This window comes from Aeromonas sp. 603757, assembly GCF_049171255.1.
In the GTDB taxonomy this organism is placed as follows: domain Bacteria; phylum Pseudomonadota; class Gammaproteobacteria; order Enterobacterales; family Aeromonadaceae; genus Aeromonas; species Aeromonas veronii_A.
This window is the reverse complement of record NZ_JAAKOE010000002.1, coordinates 134,481-151,314: the sequence shown is the minus strand read 5'-3', so window position 1 is coordinate 151,314 and position 16,834 is coordinate 134,481. Positions and strand designations below refer to the sequence as shown.

General features: G+C 60.7%; 12 protein-coding genes. 10 read left to right on the top strand and 2 right to left on the bottom strand.

The window, feature by feature from the left end; all coding sequences use genetic code 11:
* Positions 1-31: 31 nt before the first annotated feature.
* Positions 32-457: an Hsp20/alpha crystallin family protein gene (locus G5332_RS02505; protein WP_103250619.1), complete on the bottom strand. Its 426-nt coding sequence runs from the start codon at positions 455-457 to the stop codon at positions 32-34.
* Between the two features lie 295 nt (positions 458-752).
* Between G5332_RS02505 and G5332_RS02500 the strand changes: the two genes are divergently transcribed.
* From G5332_RS02500 to G5332_RS02455, 10 genes are all read left to right on the top strand, one after another.
* Positions 753-2,399, top strand: a complete 1,647-nt coding sequence (locus tag G5332_RS02500) for a tetratricopeptide repeat protein (RefSeq protein WP_421249361.1) — start codon at positions 753-755, stop codon at positions 2,397-2,399.
* Between the two features lie 66 nt (positions 2,400-2,465).
* Positions 2,466-3,428 (top strand): ion channel, encoded by a 963-nt coding sequence (locus tag G5332_RS02495; RefSeq protein ID WP_421249360.1) that lies wholly within the window; start codon positions 2,466-2,468, stop codon positions 3,426-3,428.
* A 115-nt stretch (positions 3,429-3,543) separates the two neighbouring features.
* A complete protein-coding gene (gene xthA, locus G5332_RS02490) occupies positions 3,544-4,350 on the top strand; it encodes an exodeoxyribonuclease III (protein ID WP_421249359.1) in 807 nt (268 codons plus the stop codon).
* A 372-nt stretch (positions 4,351-4,722) separates the two neighbouring features.
* A complete protein-coding gene (locus G5332_RS02485) occupies positions 4,723-5,880 on the top strand; it encodes an efflux RND transporter periplasmic adaptor subunit (RefSeq protein WP_421249373.1) in 1,158 nt (385 codons plus the stop codon).
* Positions 5,881-5,889: 9 nt separating this feature from the next.
* Positions 5,890-9,000, top strand: coding sequence for an efflux RND transporter permease subunit (locus G5332_RS02480; RefSeq protein WP_421249358.1), 3,111 nt, complete (start codon positions 5,890-5,892; stop codon positions 8,998-9,000).
* Positions 9,001-9,116: 116 nt separating this feature from the next.
* Positions 9,117-9,869: a substrate-binding periplasmic protein gene (locus G5332_RS02475; protein WP_216978400.1), complete on the top strand. Its 753-nt coding sequence runs from the start codon at positions 9,117-9,119 to the stop codon at positions 9,867-9,869.
* Between the two features lie 57 nt (positions 9,870-9,926).
* A complete protein-coding gene (locus G5332_RS02470; protein ID WP_058055875.1) occupies positions 9,927-10,427 on the top strand; it encodes a hypothetical protein in 501 nt (166 codons plus the stop codon).
* A 272-nt stretch (positions 10,428-10,699) separates the two neighbouring features.
* Positions 10,700-12,238 (top strand): efflux RND transporter periplasmic adaptor subunit, encoded by a 1,539-nt coding sequence (locus G5332_RS02465; RefSeq protein ID WP_421259204.1) that lies wholly within the window; start codon positions 10,700-10,702, stop codon positions 12,236-12,238.
* 73 nt (positions 12,239-12,311) lie between these two features.
* The gene (locus tag G5332_RS02460; protein ID WP_421171801.1) at positions 12,312-15,440 is read left to right on the top strand and encodes an efflux RND transporter permease subunit; all 3,129 of its coding nucleotides are present in this window, start codon (positions 12,312-12,314) and stop codon (positions 15,438-15,440) included.
* A 44-nt stretch (positions 15,441-15,484) separates the two neighbouring features.
* Entirely contained in the window at positions 15,485-15,838 is a 354-nt protein-coding gene (locus G5332_RS02455; protein ID WP_227342327.1) for a copper-binding protein, read from the top strand.
* Between the two features lie 77 nt (positions 15,839-15,915).
* On the opposite strand, the gene G5332_RS02450 is transcribed toward G5332_RS02455, so the two are convergent.
* Positions 15,916-16,704: a hypothetical protein gene (locus G5332_RS02450; RefSeq protein ID WP_421171800.1), complete on the bottom strand. Its 789-nt coding sequence runs from the start codon at positions 16,702-16,704 to the stop codon at positions 15,916-15,918.
* Positions 16,705-16,834 lie beyond the last annotated feature (130 nt).

The window sequence follows — 16,834 nt, the reverse complement described above, 5'->3', positions numbered from 1 at the left end:
TCATTACGGTTGATGATGAACTTGTCACGGGCTATTCGATGGTCACCCGGTGAGGGGCTGGCGTTTCCACCTGCTTGGGCAGTTGCAACGTGAGGATACCGTTCTCGAACCTGGCGCTGACCTTGTCCAGCGCCACCTCGACCGGCAACTCCAGAGTGCGTGAAACACTGCCAAAATAGCGTTCACTGCGCAGTGTTCGCTCATCCTTGTTCTGGCTGTCAAACTGGCGGATCTCCGCTTTCAGCGTCACCTGTTTACCATGGATATCCACATGGATGTCCTCTTTGGCAACCCCCGGCAACTCGGCTTGCAGCACATAGTTGCCATCACTCTCCTTCAAATCCAGCCTGATCTGGCTCGGCAAGGGGTCCCCGTGCAAGGGGCGAATATAGAAGCCGGACGCCATATCGCGAAACAGGTCATCGAACAGACTGGTACGGCTTGGTAGCAAACTCATCTCTGATCCCTCCGTGATTCATGGACTGACAGAGGCAGGCCCTGATACCTGCCTGATGGGGCCTATATGTGACCGAGGCTTGTCTTTGCCCCCTCTATCAGTCTAAAAAGTGTGCCGCGTGCTGCCACCCCATCTGAGCTTTATTTGATATGGATCAACCACATCGCCCTGGCCACCAGGCACAGAGCGTGACATGGAAACTGAAAGTTGCGTGACAAAAGCACATTGATTGCCACTTGACACGCTTTGGTGGCACACTTTCTCCCATCAACCCGTAGCGCCTCGACCCAGAACAATGCAGACACCGGAAAACGCGTCAGAAAAGAAGAGCCCTGCCAAGCCCCAACGCATTCTGATGGTCAATGAGCAGCGCTCGTTTCAGGTGATGATGAAGGCGATGCTGATCAATCTGGGTATCAGCAACATCACCTACTCCAATACCGCCGAGGATGCACGGCGTCGCTGCCAGAAGGGCAGCTTCGACATCTATCTCATCGATTACGATCTGGGGGTCGGCGAAAATGGCCGCCAGTTGCTGGAGAGTCTGCGTGACCAGAGCCTGATCCCGCCCCAGAGCGTGGTGATAATGGTGAGCAGCGACAGCTCCCGCGCCATGGTGCTGAGTGCGCTGGAGGCCGAGCCCGACGAGTACCTGATGAAGCCCTTCTCCCAGGAGCAGTTCTCGTTTCGCCTCAGACGCGCCCTCGCCCGGCGTCATGCCCTGGCACCGGTATTCACCGCCCTGGCCGACAACAACTTCCAGGCTCTCATTACCGCCTGTGCCGAGCGGGCCGATGCGGTGCCCCGTTTTGCCAACTACTGCCGCTGCCTGCAGGCCGATACCCACCTCAAGCTGGGTCAGGCGCAGGAGGCGCGCTCCCTGATGCGCCAGCTGCTGGCAGGGCAGGAGAACAGCTGGGCCCGCCTGACGCTGGGCAAGGCCTGCAACACCCTGGGGCTCCACGAAGAGGCGGTCAGCCATCTGCAGGCGACCCTCAAAAATACCCCGTTGATGGTGGAGGCTCACCTCTGGCTGGCGGAATCCCTGCTGGCCCTTGGCAATGACGAGCAGGCGCAGCAGGAGCTCAGACGGGCGGTGGATATCTCCCCCCAGTCGGTGCAACTCTCCCGTCGGCTGGCGGAGGTGTGCCTGCAGCGCCACGACTACGCCCATGCCAAGGATGTGCTGATGTCGCTGATCGACCTGTCGCGCAACTCCATCCACCGCACGCCCCATTATCTGGGGGCCTATATCCAGACCCTGACCCTCTACGCCCTCAACAGCAACGACAGCTACCACATCGCCAACCTGCAAAAGCAGGTCAATTCTGCCCTGTCGCGCATCCGCGATTCGTTGATGATGTCGGAGTTCAACTACCCGGTGTTCGAGCAGATCTGTCAGGCTCGGGTACAGATCGCGCTGGGCGAGCTGCTCAAGGGCAAGAAGATGCTCTATCGCGCCAACCAGAACTGGCTCGACGAACCGGCCACCATGCCCCCCGCCCTGCTTGGCGAAACCATCCTCGCTCTCTATCAGCTCGGCGAGTTTGAGTACGCCGAGAGCCTGCAGAGCCTGCTGGCGGAGGACGAAGACCGGCTGCTCACCACCTGTATTCAGGCAACCCGGGATGACAAGACGGTACTGGAGCGGCGTCAGCGCTACCAGCAGCTCAACGATCTGGGGATCAAGGCCTATCAGGCCGGGGAGCTTGAACAGGCACTCGGTCACTTCCGCGAGGCCCTGCGCCGCGCGCCCGCCAATACCGGTGCCGCCCTCAACAAGATCCAGGTGTTGCTGCAACTGATGCAGAAAAACCGCAAGAGCCCGGAGTTTGGTGCCGAATGCAAGGAGACCCTGGAGGTGCTCGACGGCATCCCCCTCAACCCGGCCCAGCAGGAGCGTTTTCGCAAGCTGCGCCAGGAGTTCAACCAGTTCAGCTAAGACGCCGCCGTGCCCCCTTTTCCCCGCCTATGCTGAAACCAGTTCGGCAATGCGAGGGAAACGAAGATGGCGATGTGTCGTTATCTGGTGGCCGATGGCCGCCACTGCAGTGAAGAGGCTGGCGAGCACGATCTCTGCCACTGGCATGATCCCCACCATACCCATCAGGAAGCCCACACCGCCGAGGCGCTTGAACAGTACGTTCGCGCTGGCGGACTCTGCCACGGCCTGCAGCTGTCACGGGCCAATCTGGCGGGCCTCAATCTGGTCAACAAGGAGTCCGATCAGGGATTTTTGCTGGAGCAGTGCAACCTCTATCGCGCCAACCTGCGCGGTGGTCACCTCTACGGCCTGCGCATGAAGGGCGGCAGCCTGATGAAAGCCGATCTCAGTGATGCCAACCTCCAGTGCGCCACCCTCGATGACGTCAACCTGCTCGGCATCCGCTGGCACAACACCCGGCTCGACAACATGCAGACCGGCAAACGGGTGATGCAGGATCGCAAGGGGCGCCGCGAACAGGATCCCAAACAGGCGCGCATCTGGTTCAAGGAGGCGGAAGAGACCTACCGGGATCTACGCAAAGCCTCCGAGGCGCAGGGGATCTTCACCATGTCCGGCAACTATATCCAGCAGGAGCTCACCATGCGCCGCCTGCAACTGCCGTTCTGGTCGACCCAGCGTTTTACCTCCTGGGTGGTCGATCTCTTCTGCGGCTATGGCGAGGCCCCGATGAGGGTGGTGCTCTTCTCTCTGCTGCTCATCTTTATCTGCAGCATTTTTTACTTCTTCTGCGGCCTCAACTTCGCGGGTAACTACCTTATCTATCGACCAGAGGCGCCCCTTGAAGAGAACGCCATCTTCCTGCTCGAATGCCTCTACTACAGCGTGGTCACCTTCACCACGTTGGGGTACGGCGACTTCACTCCGGTCGGGCTCTCCAGGATCTTTGCCGCCTTCGAAGCCTTTACCGGCAGCTTCACGCTGGCGCTGTTTGTGGTGGTATTCGTCAAAAAGATGACCCGCTGACGCCTCTCCCTGCCAAGCGGGTCGGCCACTGGTGCTGACCCGCGCCCCGAACTTGCATCCACCGCCGATTCCTAGTCCAATAGCCACTTATAAAAATGACATGAGCATCCCGGACATGAAGATCATCTCTTTCAATATCAACGGCCTGCGCGCCCGCCTGCACCAGCTGCAAGCCATCATCGACAAGCACCAACCCGATGTGATCGGCCTGCAGGAGATCAAGGTACACGACGAGGCTTTCCCGCTGGCCGATGTGGAGGCCATGGGCTATCACGTGGAGTTTCACGGCCAGAAGGCCCACTATGGGGTCGCCATCATGAGCAAGCAGAAGCCGGTCAAGGTGGAGAAAGGCTTCCCCACCGATGACGAAGAGGCCCAGCGCCGGATGATCATGGCGACCTTCGAGCGCGAAGACGGCTCTCTCATCAAGGTGATGAACGGCTACTTCCCGCAGGGTGAAAGCCAGGATCACGAGACCAAGTTCCCGGCCAAGCAGAAGTTCTACGAGGAGCTGCAGCACTATCTCGAAACTCATCACACGCCGGACGACCAGCTGGTGCTGATCGGGGATATGAATATCTCCCCCACCGATCTCGACATCGGTATCGGTGAAGCGAACCGCAAGCGCTGGCTGCGGGATGGCAAGTGCTCCTTCCTGCCCATCGAGCGCGAATGGATGGAGCGGCTGAAAGGGTTCGGTCTCACCGACACCTTCCGCGCCGCCAACCCTACCGAGTGCGAGCGTTTCTCCTGGTTTGACTACCGATCCAAGGGCTTTGACGAGAATCGCGGCCTGCGCATCGACCTCATCATGGCCTCCGACGCCCTCAAGGACAGCGTGACCGAGACCGGTATCGACTACGAGCTGCGCGGCATCGAGAAACCCTCCGACCACGCTCCCATCTGGGCCTGCTTCGCCTGATTGATTGAGTGCGGGCGAGGGCTCCTCTCGCCCGCCACAATACTCCCCCCCCCTTTTTTTCCTCCTGGCTATTGTCATCGTAAGCACTATCCTGTCGGCAATCTCGTTCTCATATGATACTCTTTACTCCATTTTTCAGCAGCAGAACGGCTTCTGTTGTGAAGAACAGAGAGAACTTTTTCGATCAAGCAGCTTGGGTTCAATGTTCATGCTCTATGATTGAAAAACTTCAATAATCCAATGAGTTAATTTGTAATCATGAAGTTAATCACGTCAGCCGAAAAAAAAGGTGTGCATGATGGCCGCAATCGGGCCAACTGGAGTGAAATGATGATGGAGCCAAACACCAGAGCAGGATTATTCAAACAGGGGATGCTCGCTCTGACGCTGGCCGGTGCACTGGCCGGCTGTGGCGGGGAAACAAACCAGACGGCGCAAACCATGCAGGCCGTGCCCGTGGTAGTCAACGAGGCGATCCTGACCGATGTGCCGCTCACCACCGAGATGGTTGGCGAAACTGCCGGCTTTCGCGAGATCGATGTGCGCTCCCGGGTCAGTGGCATCCTGCTCAAGCGCACTTATGTGGAAGGCCAACCGGTTACCGCCGGCCAGCAACTGTTCCTGATCGACCCCGAGCCCTACAAGGTGGCGCTGGAGCAGGCCAAAGGCACCCTGGCCCAGGAGCAGGCCAGACTCAACAAGGCACGCGCCGATCGGGATCGCATCATTCCCCTCTTCAAGCGCCAGGTGGTAAGCCGCAAGGACTATGACGACACCATCGCCAACTATGAAGCGGCCATCGCCAGCCATCAGGCCGCTCAGGCCAAGGTGAAGGAGGCCGAGCTCAACCTCAGCTATACCAAGGTCACTGCCCCCATCAACGGCATGGCGAGCAAGAGCTCCCAGTCCGAGGGGAGCCTTATCTCCACCAGTGGCGACAACGGCCTGCTCACTACCATCACCCAGTTTGATCCGCTCTACGTCAACTTCTCCTACTCGGAGCAGGATCGCCTCGATTTCGAGAACTCGGTCAAGAGAGGGACCATTGAAGCCAAGGACGCCACCAACTGGCGCACCCATATCCGCCTGGCCGATGGTTCTGTCTACCCACAAGCGGGCAAGCTCAACTTCTCCGACAACCGGGTCGATCCCCAGACCGGCACCATCCGTGCCCGCGCCATCTTCGATAACAAGGACGGCGTGCTGCTGCCCGGCCAGTTTGTCCGTATGACCATCGATCTGGGCACCCGCAAGAATGCCATCGTGGTGCCGCCCCGCGCTATCGTCCAGTCCCAGGCTGACCGCATGGTGATGGTGGTCGATGCCGAGAACAAGGTGATCCCCCGTCCGGTCAAACTGGGCCCGGTGGTCTCCGAGGGGGTGCTGATCGACAGCGGCCTCAATGCCGGTGACCGTTACATCGTCGAAGGCTTGATGAAGGCTCGCCCCGGCAGCGTGGTGAAACCTGTCTCTGCCGACGAGATGAAAGCCATCACCGCCAAGATGGTCAGCCACTCAGCGGCCAAGTAAGGAGCTCGTATGTTTTCCAGGTTTTTTATCGAGCGTCCCATCTTCGCCAGCGTGATTTCCATCATTATCGTGCTGGGCGGATTGGCGGCAATGCGCTCGCTTCCCATCGAGCAGTACCCCCAGATCACCCCGCCGGTGGTCTCTGTGACCGCTTTCTATCCAGGGGCCACTCCGGAGGTGATCTCCCAGACTGTCGCCGCACCGCTGGAGCAGCAGATCAACGGCGTCGAGCGGATGATCTATATGCAATCGGGTTCGGCCTCCAACGGCCAGATGAACCTCAACGTCTACTTCGAGATCGGCACAGATCCGGATCAGGCCACCATCAACGTCAACAACCGGGTATCGGCCGCCATGGCCCAGCTGCCGGAAGAGGTGAAAAAGCAGGGGGTAACGGTCAAGAAGAAATCGACCGCCATCCTGCAGGTGGTCACCCTCCAGTCGCCGAACGGCTCGTTTGATACCACCTATCTGTCAAACTATGCCCTGCTCAACATCATCGACGAGCTCAAGCGGATTCCCGGCATCGGTGATACCACTCTGTTTGGCGGTACCGACTATGCGATGCGCATCTGGTTGCGGCCGGATCGACTGGCCCAGCTCGAACTCACCCCGAGTGATGTGATTAGCGCCATCCGCGAGCAGAACACCCAGTTTGCGGCAGGCAAGATCGGCGCTCAGCCCACCTCGACCCCCATCGACTTCACCTACACGGTGCAGACCAAGGGTCGCCTTGAAGATGTGAAAGAGTTCCAGAACATCATAGTTCGCTCCATGCCCGATGGCTCCAAGATCCGGGTCCGCGATGTCGCCCGGGTCGAGCTGGGGGGCAAGGATTATGATCTGGTGGCCCGCGCCAACGGCAAACCGGCCATCGGTATCGCTACCTATCTGCAGCCCGGTGCCAACGCCGTAGCAGTCGCCGATGCGGTGCACACCACCATGGAGCGGCTCAAGGAGCGCTTTCCGCAGGATATCGAGTACCAGATCCCCTACGACACCACAGAGTTTGTGAAGATCTCCATCGAAGAGGTGGTACACACCCTGTTCGAGGCGATCGTGCTGGTGTTCGTGGTAGTCTACCTGTTCCTGCAGAACTTCCGCGCCACCCTGATCCCCTGTATCGCGGTGCCAGTGTCGCTCATCGGGACCTTCGCCGGCATGCTGGTGCTCGGTTTCTCCATCAACCTGCTGACCCTGTTCGGCATGGTGCTCGCCATCGGTATCGTGGTGGATGACGCCATCGTGGTGCTCGAGAACGTCGAGCGGATCATGAGCGAGAAGAAATGTTCGCCCAAAGAGGCTGCCATCCTCGCCATGCAGGAGGTCTCAGGTCCGGTGGTCGCCATCGTGCTGGTGCTTTGCGCCGTGTTCCTGCCGGTCGCCTTTATGGGGGGCATGACCGGGGTGATGTACAAGCAGTTCGCCATCACGGTCGCGGTCTCGGTGGCCATCTCCGGTCTGGTGGCTCTGACTCTCTCTCCGGCCTTGTGCGCCGTGTTGCTCAAAGAGGGACATCACAAACCGGCCCGTTTCTTCGTCTGGTTCAACGATAAATTTGACCAGCTGACCCGCGGCTATGTACGGGGTGTGGCCTTCCTGAACCGTCGGGTGGGGGTCGCTTTTGCCATCATCGCCGTACTGCTGCTCTCCATCTACGGTCTCTTCCTGAAAGTGCCGGGCGAGCTGGTACCGAACGAAGATCAGGGCTACCTCATCTCCGCCGTCATGCTGCCGGATGCCGCCGCCATGAGCCGGACACAGGCAGTGGCGGATCAGTTCGACAAGCTCGCCATGGCCAATCCCAATGTGAAGGATGTGATCACCTTCTCGGGCTTCGACATCCTCTCCAACGCCATCATCAGCAACAGCGGTCTCACCTTCATTACCCTGAAGGACTGGAGCGAGCGCAAGGGGACAGGCCAGGACTCCTTCGATCTGGCCAAAACTCTGCAGGGGATGAGCCTGATGGGGCTGGCTGACGGCTTTGTTGCCTCCTTCAACCCGCCCCCCATCCAGGGGATGTCCACCACCGGCGGACTTGAAGGCTACCTGCAAAACCGGGGTTCCGGCAGTGCCCAGGAGTTTTCGGGCGAAGTACAGCGCTTCCTCGCCGCCGCCAAGGAGCGCCCCGAGTTTGCCAGTGTCACATCCACATTCCGTGCCAATGTGCCGCAGGTCTATCTCGACCTGGATCGCGAGAAAGCCAAGGCGCTGGGGCTGCCGATCAATGCGGTGTTCGACACCATGCAGGCCACCTTCGGTCAGGTCTATGTCAACGACTTCAACCAGTTTGGCCGAACCTACCGGGTACAGTTGCAGTCCGAAGCGGACTACCGCGCCAAGAAGAGCGATATCCGCAACGTCTACGTGCGCTCCAACACCGGCGAGATGATCCCGCTCAGCAGCCTAGTGACGGTCCGTGATGCCACTGGCCCCGAGCTGGTAGAGCGTTTCAACATCTTCCAGGCAGCCAAGATCATGGCACAGCCGGCACCCGGCTACAGTTCGGGTCAGGCGATCGCCGCACTGGAAGAGGTGGCCAACAGCACCCTTGGCAACGATGCCAAGCTGGAGTGGACCGGTTCCGCCTATCAGGAGAAGGCCTCTGCCGGTAGCGCAGGCATGGCGTTCGGCTTCGGTATTGTGATGATCTTCCTCATCCTGGCAGCCCAGTACGAACGCTGGAGCCTGCCGTTTGCGGTGATCACAGCCGTACCGTTCGCCCTGTTCGGCGCCCTGCTGGCCACCTGGCTGGTAGGACTCACCAACAACGTCTACTTCCAGATCGGGCTGGTGACCCTGGTGGGCCTTGCCGCCAAGAACGCCATACTGATTGTAGAATTCGCGGTGATGAAGCACGAGGAGGGGATGAGCCTCATCGAGTCGGCACTGGAGGCGGCGCGCCTGCGTTTTCGCCCCATCGTGATGACCTCGCTGGCCTTCATCCTCGGCTGTGTGCCGCTGGTCACCTCCAGCGGCGCCGGTGCCGCAAGCCGTCACGCTCTCGGCTGGCCGGTCATCGGCGGCATGCTGGCCGCCACTTTTATCGCCATCTTCTTTATCCCGCTCTTCTTCCGCCTCATCATGAAAGGGTCGGAAAAACGCGCCAAGCCGTAACGCTCTCCACGGGCGTGCCACCGATAACAAACTACCCCCGCCCGTGCGGGGGTATTTTTTTGTCTGCGGTGTGCTTCAATGACACACATCGAGACTTTTTTGCACAGGATCCGGATATGCTGGCTCAGCTCTGGCTCGCGACGACCTTGACGACCACTACCCTCTCCGCCTGTGGTCATCACGATTATCCCCCCTGGAACTGGCTGAGCGATGGCAAGATCATCGGCGTTTGTGCCGAAGTAGTCAGTACCCTCTATCAACGGTTGGGTTTCAATGTGGATCTCTCCTATGTGGGCCCCTGGGCCCGCTGTCAGCAGAAAGTGGCGAAAGGAGAGGTCGACATCAATATCTGTGCGCTGCGCAACGAAGAGAGAGCACACTACTCCCGCTTTACCCGAACGCCCATGGCCATCAATGACATGGCGGTGTTCGTGCGCCAACCCGGCAGCCGCTTGCTGCAGCGACGGGAGGATCTGACCGGACTGCGGGGAGCCATGATGATAGGCGTCAGCCTTGGCAGCGAAATGGATGATTTTTTGCAAGCAAATACCCGCATCTACAGGGTCAACTCCCTCAAGCAGGTATTTGGCCTGCTGGCCAGTGACCGGGTCGACTTCGTTCCCTATGGCCGCTCTTCCGGCCGCCTGTTTTTGAGCGAAAATTACCCGAGCAGCGGAATGACTGATCTGCAGTGGCCACTGCAGCGCGGTGAGCTCTATATTTCTGTTTCACTACAATCTCCCCATCTTGGCACCCTCGAACAGCTGGAACCCATGCTGCAAGCGCCGGGCATGAGGCAGTGGATAGATCAGCTGCTGGAGAAATACAGCGACATCTATCTGCAACAACAGCGCCAGCCCTCGCCTTGACCTTCTCCCAGAAGCAAGGTTTAGAGTCTGGATACCAGATCCTGAAGGATGACCGGATTGTCACTCACCCAGCTTGCGACAAGATTGCCCTCTGCCCTGCTAGCCCGGCTATTGCTGGCGCTGCTGCTCGTGTGCAATCTGACCCTCTGCATCAGCTGGCATGGTTCTCCCCTCTCCTCCGAGACGACCCAAAGCAGCCCCCTGCCAATGGTGATGTTGGATTCATCCATGGCGATGGCGGATGGCGAGAGCTCTCATGCGATGCCCGCAATGTCTCACCCGAGCGATACCATGGCCCTCTCCTGCCATCAGGGAGACGAGGGGTCGGCCATGGGCGATGAGTGCCAGATGCAGACCGGCGTCAATGCCCTCTCCTTCGGCGCGATAGCTCTGCTGGGTGTATTGGTCGCCCTGCTGATCTTCCCCCTGCTACTTGGCAGTAACTTCGCAACTGCACTGCTTGATAACTGGTTGCGGGATCCCTTCCTGCGATCACGCGGTACCCATCCCCCCTCCTGGCCGCGCCGACACCTGATGTTGTCGGTGCTGCGACACTAGAAAGCGCTTCTCTTGCGGCAGCGGCAAGCCTCGGCTTGCCCGTCTCCTGCCGCCTTGCCTGACCCTGTGCCCCGGCCAAACCGGCCCGCTCACTGGGAGCCGTGCGCGCTGATACAGCTGCGCCCCGTTTGCCGCCAATCCCTTAGGTGATGCCTTGTCCATCTCCGATCCGGCGGCCTGCACAAGAGAAGAGATATGATGTCACTTGTCCCTGTTACCGGCCTTATCGCCGCCAAGAACTTTGCCACCCTGCCACTAAGTGGGGGTGTGCGATGAGCCAGAAACTGCTGGTATCAGCCCTGCTGCTGGCCCTCGGCGCCGGTGGCGGCTACTGGGCTGCCAAACAGACCACTGCTAGCACAGTGGCCAAGGAGAAGACGCCGCTCTACTGGGTCAACCCCATGGATCCGCGCGACAAGCGCAATGCCCCGGCCAAGGACAACATGGGGATGGACTTTATCCCCGTCTATGAGGAAAAACAGGGCGGCTCACCGGGCACTGTCACCATCAGCCCCGAGATCCAGCAGAACCTGGGGGTGCGGCTTGCCAAGGTGGAGAAGCTCCCTATCCACCAGCAGATCGAGACGGTGGGCTACGTCGGCTATGACGAGGACAAGCTGGAGGCGGTCAACGCCCGCATGGCGGGCTGGATCCGCACCCTCGCCATCAAGAGCGAAGGGCAGCAGGTGAGCAAGGGGAGCCTTATTTACGAGCTCTACGCCCCGGATCTGGTCAACGCCCAGCACGAATACCTGCTGGCCCTCAACACTGCCAACCCGCTGCTGCTGCGCGCCGCCGAAGGCAAGCTCAAGTCCCTGCAGGTACCGGCAGATCAGATAGCGGCCCTCAAGCGCACCCGTCAGGTGCAGGAGACGGTGCGTATCTATGCCCCCAGCAGCGGTTATGTCTCCGAGCTGAAGGTGCGCGAAGGCCAGTATGTGGAGCCCGCCGCGGCCCTCTTTAACATCAGCACCCTCAAGCAGGTGTGGGTGAGTGCAGAGGTGTTCGAGCGCCAGGCCGCCCAGCTGAAGGTGGGGGATCCGGTCACCATGACCCTCGACTACGCCCCCGGCCGCCACTGGCAGGGCCGGGTCGATTACCTCTACCCGACTCTGGATGCCACCACCCGTACCCTCAAGGTGCGGCTGCGCTTCGCCAACCCGGACGAGTTTTTGAAACCCAATATGTTCGCCAAGGTGACGATTCAGGCGGGCAAGGGAGAGCCGCAACCGGTGGTGCCGAGCGAAGCGGTGATCCGTACCGGCAGCCAGGACCGGCTGGTGCTGGCGCTGGGGGATGGCAGCTTCAAGTCGGTGGCCGTCACTCTGGGTCCCCAGTTTGGCGACAAGGTGGCCATCAAGGAAGGGGTAGAGGCGGGGGATAACATCGTCAGCTCGGCCCAGTTCCTGCTCGACTCCGAGTCGGCCATCGATTCAGACTTCCAGCGTATGACGGCAGTGCGCCCTGCCCAGGTATGGACCCAGGGCGAGGTTGAAAGCATCGATCTGGCCAACCGTACCCTGATGGTCTCCCACCAACCCATCCCCGAGTGGCAGTGGCCCGCCATGGAGATGGAATTCACCGTCGCCGACGGGGTCGATATCAGCAAGCTGGCCGAGGGACAGACCTTCCATCTGCAGGTGATGCAGGAGGGGGATGAGTACCGCATCACCACCATCCATCAAGAGCAAGAGCAAGCACCAGCAACTGGCGACACCGCCAAGCCTGCGGCAGATGAGATGGAGAAGATGGAAGGCATGGACCATAGCCAGCATCAGATGGCGATGCCCGAGGTGGAGAAGAAATCATGATCCCTTCCATCATTCGCTGCCTGACAGGCAACCGCTCTCCGCTCTCTGCACCCAATGAGCAAGGAGCCCAACCATGATCCCCTCGATTATTCGCTGGTCCGTGGGCAACCGCTTTCTGGTGCTGCTATTGACCCTCATGCTCACCGCCTGGGGGCTCTGGTCGGTCAAACAGACCCCGGTGGACGCCCTGCCGGATCTCTCCGACGTGCAGGTGATCATCAAGACCTCCTATCCGGGCCAGGCGCCTCAAGTGGTGGAGGATCAGGTGACCTACCCGCTCACCACCGCCATGCTGGCGGTGCCGGGGGCCACCACGGTGCGCGGCTACTCCTTCTTCGGCGACTCCTTCGTCTATGTGCTGTTTGACGACAACACCGACCTCTACTGGGCCCGTGCCCGGGTGCTGGAGTATTTGAGTCAGGTCGCCCCCAACCTGCCCGCCTCCGCTCGACCCCAGCTCGGCCCCGATGCCACCGGGGTGGGCTGGGTCTACCAGTACGCGTTGGTGGACAGAACCGGCAAGCACGACCTCAGCCAGCTCACCTCTCTGCAAAACTGGTTCCTCAAGTACGAGCTGCAGACGGTGGAAGGGGTCTCAGAGGTCGCCACCGTGGGTGGCATGGTGCGCCAGTATCAGGTGCGGGTCGACCCGGACAAGCTGCGCGCCTACGGCATCCCGCTCTCCCTAATCGAGACCGCCATCAAGCAGGGCAATCAGGAGACCGGCGCCTCCGTCATCGAGATGGCAGAAGCGGAGTACATGGTGCGATCCAACGGCTATCTGAAAAGCGTGGAGGATCTGAAGCAGATCCCGCTCGGTACCAATGTGCGCGGCGCCCCGCTGCTGCTGGGCGATGTGGCTGATGTGGTCACCGGGCCCCAGAGCCGGCGCGGCCTGGCCGAGCTCAATGGCGAAGGGGAAGTGGTGGGCGGCATTATCGTCATGCGCTATGGCGAGAATGCCCAGCACACCATCGACGGGGTCAAGGCGCGGCTCGCCCAGCTCAAAAGCAGCCTGCCGGAAGGAGTAGAGATCGTCACCGTCTACGATCGCTCCGACCTTATCCAGCGCGCCATCGACAACCTCTCCGGCAAGCTGGTAGAGGAGTTCGCGGTGGTGGTGCTGGTCTGCCTCGCCTTCCTGTTCCACCTGCGCTCGTCGCTGGTGGTGGTCATCTCCTTGCCCATCGCCATCCTGACCGCCTTTATCGTGATGCACCTGCAGGGGATCAACGCCAACATCATGTCGTTGGGGGGCATCGCCATCGCCATCGGCGCCATGGTGGATGGCGCCATCGTGATGATCGAGAACGTCCACAAACACATGGAGCGGGAGGCGCTCACCGATAAGAACCGCTGGCGCATCATCACAGAGGCGAGCATCGAAGTGGGGCCTGCCATCTTCTTCTCCCTGCTGATCATCACCATCAGCTTCCTGCCGGTGTTTGCGCTGGAGGCGCAGGAGGGGCGGATGTTCCACCCCCTCGCCTTCACCAAGACCTATGCCATGGCGGCGGCGGCCGGGCTCGCCATCACGCTGGTGCCGGTGATCATGGGCTACTTTATCCGTGGCAAGGTGCTGGCGGAGCAGGCCAACCCGCTCAACCGCTGGCTGAGCCTGGGCTATGTGCCACTGCTCAAAGCCGTCTTGGCTCGTCCGAAAACCACCCTGGCCATCGCCGCCGTGGTGACGGTGGCGGGCTTCTGGCCGCTCAAGTACCTGGGCTCCGAGTTCATTCCGCCGCTGGACGAGGGGGACATCATGTATATGCCCACCACCGCAGCCAATATCTCGGTGGGCAAGGCGCGGGAGATTTTGCAGCAGACCGACAAGCTCATTCGTACCGTGCCCGAGGTGCAGAACGTGTTCGGCAAGGCGGGCCGCGCCGAATCAGCCACCGACCCTGCGGATCTGGTGATGATGGAGACCAGCATCCAGCTCAAACCCCGGGATCAGTGGCGCCCCGGCATGACCCCGGAGAAGCTCAAAGAAGAGCTCGACTCCCTCATCCGCTTCCCCGGCCTCACCAACGCCTGGGTGCCCCCCATCAAGACCCGCATCGACATGCTGGCCACCGGCATCAAGACCCCGGTCGGCATCAAGATAGCGGGGCCGGATCTCAAGGTGATCCAGCAACTCGGCCAACAGCTCGAACAGATCGTTGGCAAGGTGGAGGGCGCCTCATCGGTCTACGCCGAGCGGGTGGCGGGTGGCCGCTACGTCAAGGTGGATATCGACCGGCTCAAAGCGGCCCGCTATGGCCTCAACATCGCCGATGTACAGGCGGTGCTCGCCACCGCAGTGGGCGGCATGGAGGTGGGCCAAACCATCGAGGGGCGCGAACGCTACCCTATCAACCTGCGCTACCCCCAGAGCTATCGCGATTCTGTAGCCAGCTTGGAGCTGCTGCCGGTGGTCACTCCAAGTGGCGCTCGCATCGCGCTGGCGGATGTAGCCCGGGTCTACATCAGCGATGAAGCCCCCATGCTGCGCAGTGAAAACGCGCGGCTCAACGGCTGGGTCTACGTCGATATTCGCGGCCGCGATATCGGCTCCTTCGTCGATGAGGCCAAAGCAAAGGTGGGCAAGCATCTGGTGCTGCCGGCGGGCTACGCCCTCACCTGGTCTGGCCAATACGAGTACATGGAGCGGGCCAAGGCGCGCCTCGCCTACGTGGTGCCGCTCACGGTCGCCATTATCGTGCTGCTGCTCTATCTGGCGTTTCGCCGCGTTCAGGAGGTACTGCTCATTCTCACCACCTTGCCGCTGGCGGTGGTGGGGGGGATCTGGACCCTCTGGCTGCTCGATTTCAACCTCTCGGTGGCGGTCGGGGTGGGCTTTATCGCTCTGGCGGGGGTGGCGGTAGAGACCGGCGTCTTGATGCTGGTCTACCTCAACCATGCCTGGGATGACCTGGTGGCCAGTGGCAAGCCGGACAAGGCGGGTCTGCACCGGGCGGTGATCCACGGCGCCGCCCTGCGCCTGCGCCCCAAGATGATGACGGTGGTCACCATCATCGCTGGCCTCTTGCCCATCATGTGGAGCCACGGCACCGGATCCGAGGTGATGCAGCGCATCGCCGCCCCCATGATCGGCGGCATGGTGAGCGCGCTGGTGCTGACCCTCTTGGTGCTGCCCGCCGCCTACTACCTGTGGCGCAGTCGCAGCCTTGGCAAGAGCGCGTACCCGCAATCCGAGTAACCCGATTTCACGATCCATATTGACTGAACGATAAGGAAACCATCATGAACTACAAAACGCTGACCCTGACCCTGCTGCTTGGCCTTGCCACCCAGACCAACCTGCAAGCCGAAGAGATGATGCACCATGAAGGGCACGATATGAGTCAGACGGGTGAGATGAGCGAACAGGCCGCAATGGTGATGACCAAGGGGGTCATTACCCGCCTCGATGAGGGGCGCGGCAAAGTCGGCATCAAGCACGAGGCGATCGAGAACCTCAAGATGCCCCCCATGACCATGGTCTTTCGAGTAGCTAACCCGGCCCAGCTCCAGGATCTGAAGGTGGGGGATGCGGTGCGTTTTCACGCCGAGAACCCGGATGGCAAGCTAACCGTAACCACTATCCAGAAACAGTAATCAGAGTCATTTCAAAAAAAAAACGGCGGGATCATCCCGCCGTTTTCTGTTATTGCACCATCCGCCGAGCGGTCTCCTCAGCCGTTCGGATAGGCTTGGGCTATGTTGGCCTGCGCCACCCCCATCAACTGAACCGAGATATCCTGCAGCACATAGAGGTCGCGGCGACGGGTCCAGGGTTGATCGGATTGCTCGTCGTACCAGACGGGCAGTTCGATCCCCTCCGGGGCATGGCTCGCCACCTTGCGGGCACGGCAGGTGATGATGCAGCGCTTGACGTGGTCGCGGTGACCGATAACGGCCGCCGTGCCAAGGGCGGCGGCATCTCCGCCGGCATAATCCCTGACAATGGCCTCCACCACGCCGTCCGTGCTGAGGTAGACCAGCTTGCCTTCATTATCCCAGTAAGGCTCGATGGAGATGACATCCCGGGCTGGAATGTCCGGATAGCGGGTCGAGTCGAGGAAGCGGGCAATCTCCCATTGCACGTACATGGGCACCGGCTTTTGCCGATAGAGGGCCGCACAGCAGGCAGCCAGAGCCTCGTTCATGGGGCCGGGCTCGGCCAGTTCATCCGGGTTGCCCGAGGCGTTGGGGCGGTTGCCGAAGGCAAAGGCGATGACGCAGTGGGCCTGGTCGATGGCGACCCGGGACGGGGTCATGTTGAAGCAGGCCTCCTCGATGAAGGGGGCCAGCTGGCGGGCCGTCTGCTCGTCGTGCAGCTCGGCGCTCAGCCGGTCGGTCAGGGTGGTGCGAAAATCCGCCGCACTCCCCTGGCTGTCATTGCTGCTGTTGCAGCCGGTGAGGGTGGCGACCAGGGGGGTACTCAACAGCCCCAGGGTGACTCTACGTCGACTCTCGTTCATTTAGATTCCTCTTTGGTAGCAAGCACTTAACGGGAACAAGCAGCAATTAACCCTTGACCCAATAAACGCTCATACCATACGGAAAAACGGGGGCGACAAAAGCCATACCGCGAGGCTCGTACCCAGAACG

Bases quoted from the DNA above. Each gene is read 5' to 3' on its own strand.
- G5332_RS02505 (WP_103250619.1), bottom strand. From the start codon at position 457: ATGAGTTTGCTACCAAGCCGTACCAGTCTGTTCGATGACCTGTTTCGC.
- G5332_RS02500 (WP_421249361.1), top strand. From the start codon at position 753: ATGCAGACACCGGAAAACGCGTCAGAAAAGAAGAGCCCTGCCAAGCCC.
- G5332_RS02495 (WP_421249360.1), top strand. From the start codon at position 2,466: ATGGCGATGTGTCGTTATCTGGTGGCCGATGGCCGCCACTGCAGTGAA.
- xthA (WP_421249359.1), top strand. From the start codon at position 3,544: ATGAAGATCATCTCTTTCAATATCAACGGCCTGCGCGCCCGCCTGCAC.
- G5332_RS02485 (WP_421249373.1), top strand. From the start codon at position 4,723: ATGCTCGCTCTGACGCTGGCCGGTGCACTGGCCGGCTGTGGCGGGGAA.
- G5332_RS02480 (WP_421249358.1), top strand. From the start codon at position 5,890: ATGTTTTCCAGGTTTTTTATCGAGCGTCCCATCTTCGCCAGCGTGATT.
- G5332_RS02475 (WP_216978400.1), top strand. From the start codon at position 9,117: ATGCTGGCTCAGCTCTGGCTCGCGACGACCTTGACGACCACTACCCTC.
- G5332_RS02465 (WP_421259204.1), top strand. From the start codon at position 10,700: ATGAGCCAGAAACTGCTGGTATCAGCCCTGCTGCTGGCCCTCGGCGCC.
- G5332_RS02460 (WP_421171801.1), top strand. From the start codon at position 12,312: ATGATCCCCTCGATTATTCGCTGGTCCGTGGGCAACCGCTTTCTGGTG.
- G5332_RS02455 (WP_227342327.1), top strand. From the start codon at position 15,485: ATGAACTACAAAACGCTGACCCTGACCCTGCTGCTTGGCCTTGCCACC.
- G5332_RS02450 (WP_421171800.1), bottom strand. From the start codon at position 16,704: ATGAACGAGAGTCGACGTAGAGTCACCCTGGGGCTGTTGAGTACCCCC.